Below are 8,541 nucleotides of genomic sequence, written 5' to 3'. Positions count from 1 at the left end.
CATTCTCAGCCGGATTCTGACGCAAACCTCTTGATCAACTGGTCCGGGTGGGGGTCAGGTGGGCCAACGCGCCGATCTCCAGGGCGACCCAGACGCCCGTCGGCGTCGACCGTGATGCCGTGCGGTTCGGCGTTGGGGGTGGGCAGGTCGTAGCTCTCGATCCGTCCGGCACGGTCGATGTGGCCGATCCGGTTGGCGCCCCACTCGGTGAACCACGCGCCACCGGCCGGATCGACGACGATCGCGTGCGGACGGGCCGCACGGTCCGGCAGCGGAAACTCGACGATGTCGCCATCCGGGGTGATCCGGCCGAGCTGACCGGCGAGGATCTCCACGAACCAGAGGACACCATCGCCACCGAGGGTGATGCCGACCGGGCCAGCGTTCGCGGTGGGCAACGGGTGCACTGTCGCCCTGCCGTCGAGGTCGATCCGGCCGATCGCGTTCGCCTGGTTGAGGGTGAACCAGAGCGCCGAATCCGGGCCTGCGGTGATCATCGAGGGCACACCACCGGCCAACGGCAGCGGGAACGCGGTGACCGTGCCGTCGGTGCCCACCCGGCCGATCGTGTCGGAGGTCATCCCCGCGTACCAGAGCGCACCATCGGGTCCGGCGGTGATACCGCCCGGCCCGGTGCCGTCCGGAAGGGCGATCGTGCGCTGCTCCCCGTCGACGCTGAGCCGACCGATCCGGTCGTCCCCCGAGCGGGTGAACCAGAGGGCGTCGTCCGGGCCGGCGGTGATGATCAACGGGCGACCGCCGGCCGGCTCCAGCGGGTAGGTCCGGACCGCACCATCGACCCCCAGGCGGGCGATCCCGCCGGCATGGGCCAGCGTCAGCCACAGCGCGCCGTCGGGGCCGACCGTGATGCCGTACGGGCCGGCGCCCGGCTCGGCGAGCGGTATCTCCCGAATCTCGACGGTCATCACAAGCGGTGTCCTTCCTTCCGTCGGTGGATCGCCAACCCTGACGGCTCGTCCGGCGACGACGCAACCGGTTTGACCGCCTTGACGCCCCGGATTGTCAGCCCGCTGACAGGGTCGCCACGGGTTGCGCCCAGGCTGACCGGTCACCGTCGGTGACGACATCGCAGCATCACCGACCTTCTGGAGGACAGCATGTCCCGCACCATCCGTAGGAAGCACCTGCTGGCCGGTCTGGCCACCGCCGGCGTCCTCGGCGTGGGGATCGCGGCCCCGACGATCGCGTTCGCCGCGGACACCCCGACGCCGACGCCGAGCGCCAGCAGCACCGCCCACGGCTCCGGCCCCGGCGCCGGCCCGGCGACGGCCGACCGGCAGGGCGAGTTCGCCGAGGCGCTCGCCAAGGAGCTGGGTGTCCCCACCGACAAGGTGACCGCCGCGCTGGAGAAGGTCCGCGAGCAGCACCGCCCGGCCGACCGGCCGCAGCGCCCGTCCGCCGAAGATCGGCAGGCCGCCCTCAAGCAGCGGCTGGACCAGGCAGTCAAGGACGGCAAGCTCACCCAGGAGCAGGCCGACGCCATCACCAAGGCCGTCGAGGCCGGCGTCTTCCCCGGCCCCGGCGGCCACCGCGGCCCGGGCGGTCACGGCGGCCCCGCCGGCACGCCCGGCAAGTAACCTCCCGGGGCAGGCCCAGGCCCGCCCGGGCCTGCCCCAGGCTTGCCCCCCGGGCCTGCGGCAGGCCCGCTCGGCACCGGTCGGGTCCCGGCGTGTCAGGCCGGCGGGGGCGTGAACACGCCGAGGTGATTGCCCGCCGGGTCGAGCAGATGGGCCAACGTGAGCCCGCTCGGCGTCGTACGTGCCGCCACCAGCACCTTCCCGCCGGCCGCCTCGGCCCGACGGCAGGTCTCCGGCACGTCGGCGACCTCGGCGTAGAACATCGCGTAGTTCGGCGACGTCCCGTCGGTCCCCCGGATCGCCCCGCCGATCCCGGCGTCGCCGCCGGCCCCGGTCACCCGGTAGGACCCGCCGCTGGCCGCGCCCTGCTCCTCGAAGGTCCAGCCGAACAGCTCGCCGTAGAAGCGTTCCGCCTCCTCCGGCCGGTCGGTGCCGATCTCGAACCAGGTGATGGGCGTCGTGGACATCCGCTGCCTCCAGAGTTTTCCGCGCGGCCGTTCGGCCGTCGTCCGGAGCAGTCTCGGAGCCGTCCGCGACACCGTCCTGTCGGTGTTTCCGAATCACCCGCCGGAGTTTTCGCCCCTCACACCAGGCTCAGCGCGCGGACCCGTTCGCGCGGAATGTCGAGGTCGGTCAGGGTCAGCTCCCGGGACACCACCTCGGGCAGCGCCCGGACGCTCCCGATCCGGTCGGTACGGAAGCACCGCAGCTCGTCGCGGAGCCGGCACCAGGCCAGCAGATACCAGTGTCGGGAGTTGCCCAGGTAGCCCAACGGTTCGACGTCACGCACCGAGTCCGCGCCGGCGCGGTCGGCGTACCGGATGCGCAGCACCCGCCGCGCGAAGACCGCGTCGGCGACGATGGCCGGGACGGGCGTGGCCGGCCCGTCGCCGATCAGGTGCACCCGGCCGGCGAGGCGGTGCGCCGCGGCGGCGTCGGCGGCCGGCAGCACCGCCACCAGCTTACGCAGCGCGGTGGCCCCCGGCCCGGCGAACGGCGTGCCCGCGAGCCGGTGCAGCGCGACGGCCATCGCCACCGCCTCGGACGCGGTCAGGTTGACCGGTGGCAGGGTGCGGGCGCGGTCCAGCACGTAGCCGCCGGTGCGCCCCGGCTCGGCCCAGATCGGCACACCGGCCTCCTGGAGCGCGCCGATGTCCCGTTCGATGGTCCGGCTGCTCACCTCGAAGCGGGCGGCCAGCCAGCGGGCGCTGCGCGGCCGTGGCAACACCGCCCGCAACTCCTCGACCAACGCGTAGAGCCGGTCCGTGCGGTTCATTCCCGCACGCTACGACCGGGGTACGACACCCTCTGGCGCCCGCGCTCAGGCGATGCAGGCGCAGACGATCAACGCGGAGCCGAAGTGGGTGGCGGCGCTGACCCGGGCCGCCGGATGCGGCTCGGGCGAGCAGATGACCTCGCCCAGCTTGCCGGGGGTGAGCAGGTCGAGCACCACGAACGCCAACGCCATGATGCCCAGCCCGAGCAGACCGAACACCACGGTGGAGGCGAGCCCCTTACCGAAGTCGCTGTAGCTGGTCAGGATCGCGGTGAACACGATCCCGGCGATGCCGAGCTGGTTGGCGGCGAGCAGCAGCCCCGCGTTGGCGTTGCGGTCCACCCAGATCAGGTCCCGCAACCGCCCCGGGGTGAGCAGGTCGACCAGACCGAACCCGGCCGCCATCAGGCCCACGCCGACGATCCCGAACACGACGCTCTGCCAGGCACCGCTGAGCAGATCCTCCAGCACCGACTGCCTCCCGACTCTCCGCCCGGAGGGGTACCGGCGCGGTGATCGAGACGATAGCGGCAGCGCGCAACCGCGTCAGCCCCGCTCCTACAGCGCCAGGTAGCGCTGCCGCTCGTACGGGGTGACCTCGCGGCGGTACTGCTCCCACTCGGCCCGCTTGTTGCGCAGGAAGAAGTCGAAGACGTGCTCGCCGAGCACCTCGGCGACCAGTTCGGACTCGGCCATCACGTCGATCGCCTCGGCGAGGTTCTCCGGCAGCGCCTCGTATCCCATGGCGCGCCGCTCGGCGCTGGTCAACGACCACACGTCGTCCTCGGCGCCCGGCGGCAGCTCGTAGCCCTCCTCGATGCCCTTCAGGCCGGCGCCGAGCAGCACCGCGAAGGCGAGGTACGGGTTGGCCGCCGAGTCCAGCGAGCGGACCTCGACCCGGGCCGAGTTCGGCTTGCCGTACGCGGGCACCCGGACCAGCGCGGACCGGTTCAGGTGACCCCAGCAGACGTACGCCGGGCTCTCGGTGATGCGGTCCGGCAACGCCTGCGGGAAGAGCCGCTTGTACGAGTTGACCCACTGGTTGGTGACCGCGGTGTACTCGCGGGCGTGCATCAGCAGGCCGGCGATGAACGACTTCGCCACCTTGGAGAGCTTCATCGGGTCGCCGGAGTCGTGGAACGCGTTGCGCTCCCCCTCGAACAGCGACAGGTGGGTGTGCATGCCGCTGCCCGGCTGGTCGGTGAACGGCTTCGGCATGAAGCTGGCCTGCACACCGGTGGAGAGCGCGACCTCCTTCACCACGTGCCGGAAGGTCATGATGTTGTCGGCCGTGGTGAGCGCGTCGGCGTAGCGCAGGTCGATCTCCTGCTGACCGGGCGCGACCTCGTGGTGGCTGAACTCCACCGAGATGCCGATCCGCTCCAACGCCAGCACGCCCTGGCGCCGGAAGTCCCGGGCCACCGCGTGGGTGGTGTGCTCGAAGTAGCCGCCGGTGTCCACCGGGGTCGGCACGGAGCCGTCCTGCGGACCGTTCTCCAGCAGGAAGAACTCGATCTCGGGGTGGGTGTAGAAGGTGAAGCCCTTCTCGGCGGCCTTGGACAGCGCGCGGCGCAGCACGTGCCGCGGGTCGGCCCAGGAGGGGCCACCGTCGGGCAGCAGGATGTCGCAGAACATCCGGGCGCTCTCGCCGCTGACCCCACCTTCGAACGGGAACACCTGGAAGGTGGTCGGGTCGGGCATGGCCACCATGTCCGACTCGAAGACCCGGGCGAAACCCTCGATGGCCGAGCCGTCGAAGCCGATGCCCTCCTCGAAGGCGGCCTCCAGTTCGGCGGGCGCCACCGAGACGCTCTTGAGCGTGCCCAGCACGTCGGTGAACCACAGCCGGACGAACCGGATGTCCCGCTCTTCCAGCGTACGGAGGACGAACTCCTGCTGACGGTCCACTTCCCCAACCCCTCGCGACAACTCTTTTGTCCGCCTTGGCCGGGCTGCACCCGACCTGACCGCCCAGTGTTCCCGGGCCTGGTTACGCAGACGTTACGCGAACCGCCGCCGCCCGTCCCCTCGTGTCCCGCCCGCCGGTCGAAGATCAGGCCGTCTGGCGCTCGGCTACCGTACGGATGGCTCCGACCGGGCTGGGGCAAGATGAGGACATGCCCACCCTGCGTCTCGCCCTGTCCCAGGTCAACCCGAGCGTCGGCGACCTCGCCGGCAACGCCGACCTGGTCCGCAGCTGGACTCGCCAGGCCGCCGATGCCGGTGCCCAGCTGGTGCTGTTCCCGGAGATGATGCTCACCGGCTACCCGGTCGAGGACCTGGTCTTCCGACGGTCCTTCATCGCCGCGTCCCGGGCGGCCCTGCAGCAGCTCGCCGCCGACCTCGCCGCGGACGGCCTCGGCGACCTGCCGGTGGTGGTCGGCTACCTGGACGCCGACGGGCCGCCGCAGGTCAGCGGGGACGCCGAGCCGGCGCGGGGCGCCCGCAACGCCGCCGCGCTGCTGCACCGGGGCGAGGTGGTCGCCCGCTACTTCAAGCACCACCTGCCCAACTACGGCGTCTTCGACGAGGACCGCTACTTCGTGCCCGGCGACATGCTGACCGTGGTGCGGATCGGCGGCGTGGACGTCGCGCTCACCATCTGCGAGGACCTGTGGCAGGCCGGCGGTCCGTTCGCCGCCGCCCGGCAGGCCGGCGTCGGCCTGGTGGTCAACATCAACGGCTCGCCGTACGAGCTGAACAAGGACGACATCCGGCTGCCGCTGGTCCGCCGCCGGGCCGCCGAGGCGAACGCGACCATCGCGTACGTCAACATGATCGGCGGGCAGGACGAGCTGGTCTTCGAGGGCGACTCGATGATCGTGACCGCCGACGGTGAGCTGCTCACCCGCGCCCCGCAGTTCGTCGAGCACCTTCTCGTACACGATGTCGAACTGCCGGCCGCGACCGCGCCGCCGGCCGCGGAGACCATCGCGGACGGCCTGCGGGTGGTACGCGGCGCGGTCGACGGCGTCCCGCCCACGCCCCCGGGCCCGGCCGCCGTCGGCGGGCTGATCGAGCCGGTCGCCGACGAGGCCGAGGTGTGGCAGGCGCTGGTGCTCGGCCTGCGCGACTACGTCAACAAGAACCGTTTCCCGTCGGTGGTGCTCGGCCTCTCCGGCGGCATCGACTCGGCGGTGGTGGCCGCGCTGGCCGTCGACGCCCTCGGCCCGGACCGGGTCGTCGGCGTGTCACTGCCCAGCCAGCACTCGTCCGAGCACTCCCGCGAGGACGCCGCCGACCTGGCCAAGCGCACCGGCCTGGACTACCGCATCGAACCGATCCAGCCGATGGTGGACGGCTTCCTGGCCAACCTGTCGCTGTCCGGGGTGGCCGTGGAGAACCTCCAGGCCCGGGTCCGCGGTGTCATCCTGATGGCGCTGTCGAACCAGGAGGGCCACCTGGTGCTGACCACCGGCAACAAGAGCGAGCTGGCGGTGGGCTACTCCACGCTGTACGGCGACTCGGTGGGCGGCTTCAACCCGATCAAGGACGTGTGGAAGACGCTGGTGTGGCGGCTGGCGAAGTGGCGCAACGCCGACGCGTCCCGCCGGGGCGAAACCCCGCCCATCCCGGAGAACTCGATCGGCAAGCCGCCGAGCGCCGAGCTGAGCCCGGGACAGCTCGACAGCGACAACCTGCCCGACTACGACGTCCTCGACCCGATCCTCATCGGGTACGTCGACGGTGACCTCGGCCGCGACGGGCTGGTCGAGTCGGGTCACGACCCGGCGGTGGTGGACAAGGTGCTGCGGCTGGTGGATACCGCCGAGTACAAGCGACGCCAGTCCGCGCCGGGCGCGAAGATCTCCATGAAGGCGTTCGGCCGGGATCGTCGACTGCCGATCACCAATCGGTGGCGCGAGCACGGCTGATCTCCTGGATCGGGTGCCGGGTCGCTGAGCTGGTCCGGCACTCCTCCGCGCATCCGAGTGACATCTTCCACTGCGCCCTGCCGCCACCCCATCCCGCGGTGCGACGATCGCGACGGAACCCGGGGACCGCGCAGGCGGCCTCGAGGAAGGAGACAGTCATGTCGGAGTCCACCGCGAACGAGGTGACCGCCCTGTACGGCGGCCCGGCCACCCGGCGGGTCCGTACCCGCGACCTGATCGCCGCCAAGGAACGCGGCGAACGGTGGCCGATGCTCACCTCGTACGACCAGTACACGGCGGGAATCTTCGACCAGGCCGGCGTGCCCGTGCTGCTGGTCGGCGACTCGGCCGCGAACAACGTGTTCGGCTACGAGACGACCCTGCCGGTCACCGCGGACGAACTGCTTCCGCTGGTACGGGCGGTGGTGCGGGCCACCCGACAGTCGCTGATCGTCGGCGACCTGCCGTTCGGCTCGTACGAGGAAGGTCCCGCCCAGGCGCTGCGCACCGCCGTCCGGTTCATGAAGGAGGGTGGCTGCCACGCCGTGAAGCTGGAGGGTGGCCGCCGCTGCGCCGCGCAGATCGCCGCGATCGTCGGCGCCGGCATCCCCGTGATGGCGCACATCGGCTTCACCCCGCAGAGCGAGCACACCCTGGGCGGCTACCGGGTGCAGGGCCGAGGCGACGCCGCCGAGGAGGTACTCGCCGACGCGCGGGCGGTCGCGGAGGCGGGCGCGTTCGCGGTGGTGCTGGAAATGGTGCCGGGCGAGGTGTCCAAGCAGATCACCCACGAGCTGTCGATTCCCACCGTGGGAATCGGCGCCGGCCCGGACACCGACGCCCAGGTGCTGGTCTGGCAGGACATGGCCGGCCTGCGTACCGGCAAGGCGCCACGCTTCGTCAAGCGGTACGCCGACCTCGCCGGCACCCTCACCGACGCCACCCGCCGCTTCGCCGACGAGGTCCGCAGCGGCGAGTTCCCGGCAGCCGAACACACCTTCTAGCGTTCTGGCGCGGGCCGCGGGCCGCGGTCCGGGGGCCGCGGACCGGGGCTTCGTCGCCTTTGCGGGCCGCGGTCCGGGGCGTGCGTGGCCTTGCCGGCCGCGCTGGCCTTACGGGGTGCGTCGCCTTGCAGGCCGCGTGCGCCTTGCAGGCCGCGTGCCGGCGTCGCCGCGTGCCGGCGTCGCCGCGTGCCGGCGTCGCCGCGTGCCGGCGTCGCCGCGTGCCGGCGTCGCCGCGTGCCGGCGTCGCCGCCTTGCCAAGTGCCGGCGTCGCCGCGTGCCGAGTGTGCCCGTGCGGCGGCGTGGTCGCCTATCGGCATGGTCGCATCGCCCGCTCTCAGACTCAGGCCGGCGCGACCTGGACTGGCACGACCTGGCGCGGCGGGGCCACCGGCACGGCATCTCGTTCACCGGTCGGCCCCTCCGCCCAAGCCTCAGAACCAAGACAGTTAAATCGATCTTGGTGACTGAATTTGTCGTACACCTGTTCTAGTCTCGGGTCATGGTCGGGGAGTTGACGCAGGCAGAGGACGCCATCGCGGCCTGCGCCGACACCGCCGCCTGGGCGCTGCCCGAGCAGGAGCTGATCGCCGCGCTGGACGCCGCGCACCGCCTGGAGCAGCGCCTCGCCGCCGTGAAGCTGGCCCTGATCCGTGAGCTTGATGGTCGGGGCACCGCCCGCGCGCAGGGCGCCTCCTCCACCACGGTGTGGCTGCGGGAACGACTGCACCTCACCATCGCGGCCGCCCGCCGACTGGTCGACCTCGCCACCGCGCTGGACACCGGCAACC

General features: G+C 72.1%; 9 protein-coding genes. 4 read left to right on the top strand and 5 right to left on the bottom strand.

The genetic code is table 11. From position 1 onward, the window contains the following. Window positions 1-5: 5 nt before the first annotated feature. Window positions 6-926, bottom strand: coding sequence for a virginiamycin B lyase (locus F8271_RS28175; RefSeq protein ID WP_225854825.1), 921 nt, complete (start codon window positions 924-926; stop codon window positions 6-8). A gap of 192 nt (window positions 927-1,118) precedes the next feature. Between F8271_RS28175 and F8271_RS28170 the strand changes: the two genes are divergently transcribed. Further along, window positions 1,119-1,598: a hypothetical protein gene (locus F8271_RS28170; RefSeq protein WP_151492876.1), complete on the top strand. Its 480-nt coding sequence runs from the start codon at window positions 1,119-1,121 to the stop codon at window positions 1,596-1,598. A 95-nt stretch (window positions 1,599-1,693) separates the two neighbouring features. Here F8271_RS28170 and F8271_RS28165 read toward each other — a convergent pair whose 3' ends face one another. From F8271_RS28165 to glnA, 4 genes are all read right to left on the bottom strand, one after another. Beyond that, window positions 1,694-2,065, bottom strand: coding sequence for a VOC family protein (locus F8271_RS28165; protein WP_151492875.1), 372 nt, complete (start codon window positions 2,063-2,065; stop codon window positions 1,694-1,696). Between the two features lie 116 nt (window positions 2,066-2,181). After that, the gene (locus F8271_RS28160; protein ID WP_151492874.1) at window positions 2,182-2,874 is read right to left on the bottom strand and encodes a YafY family protein; all 693 of its coding nucleotides are present in this window, start codon (window positions 2,872-2,874) and stop codon (window positions 2,182-2,184) included. A gap of 45 nt (window positions 2,875-2,919) precedes the next feature. After that, entirely contained in the window at window positions 2,920-3,345 is a 426-nt protein-coding gene (locus tag F8271_RS28155; protein WP_151492873.1) for a DUF350 domain-containing protein, read from the bottom strand. An 87-nt stretch (window positions 3,346-3,432) separates the two neighbouring features. Continuing rightward, entirely contained in the window at window positions 3,433-4,782 is a 1,350-nt protein-coding gene (gene glnA, locus F8271_RS28150) for a type I glutamate--ammonia ligase (RefSeq protein WP_151492872.1), read from the bottom strand. 209 nt (window positions 4,783-4,991) lie between these two features. On the opposite strand from glnA, the gene F8271_RS28145 reads away from it, so the two are divergent. The 3 genes from F8271_RS28145 to F8271_RS28135 form a co-directional block, all read left to right on the top strand. Beyond that, a complete protein-coding gene (locus tag F8271_RS28145; RefSeq protein ID WP_151492871.1) occupies window positions 4,992-6,749 on the top strand; it encodes an NAD+ synthase in 1,758 nt (585 codons plus the stop codon). Window positions 6,750-6,907: 158 nt separating this feature from the next. After that, window positions 6,908-7,753 carry a 3-methyl-2-oxobutanoate hydroxymethyltransferase gene (gene panB, locus F8271_RS28140; protein ID WP_151492870.1) on the top strand — a complete coding sequence of 282 codons (846 nt, stop codon included), beginning with the start codon at window positions 6,908-6,910 and terminating at the stop codon, window positions 7,751-7,753. A gap of 499 nt (window positions 7,754-8,252) precedes the next feature. Beyond that, window positions 8,253-8,541, top strand: a 289-nt coding sequence (locus tag F8271_RS28135) for a DUF222 domain-containing protein (RefSeq protein WP_151492869.1), incomplete at its 3' end; no start/stop codon positions are given.

The sequence above is a fragment of the Micromonospora sp. ALFpr18c genome, from assembly GCF_008868155.1.
Taxonomy (GTDB): domain Bacteria; phylum Actinomycetota; class Actinomycetes; order Mycobacteriales; family Micromonosporaceae; genus Micromonospora.
Note: the sequence above shows the minus strand (reverse complement) of the source record. Positions and strands in the feature narration are given on the sequence as shown.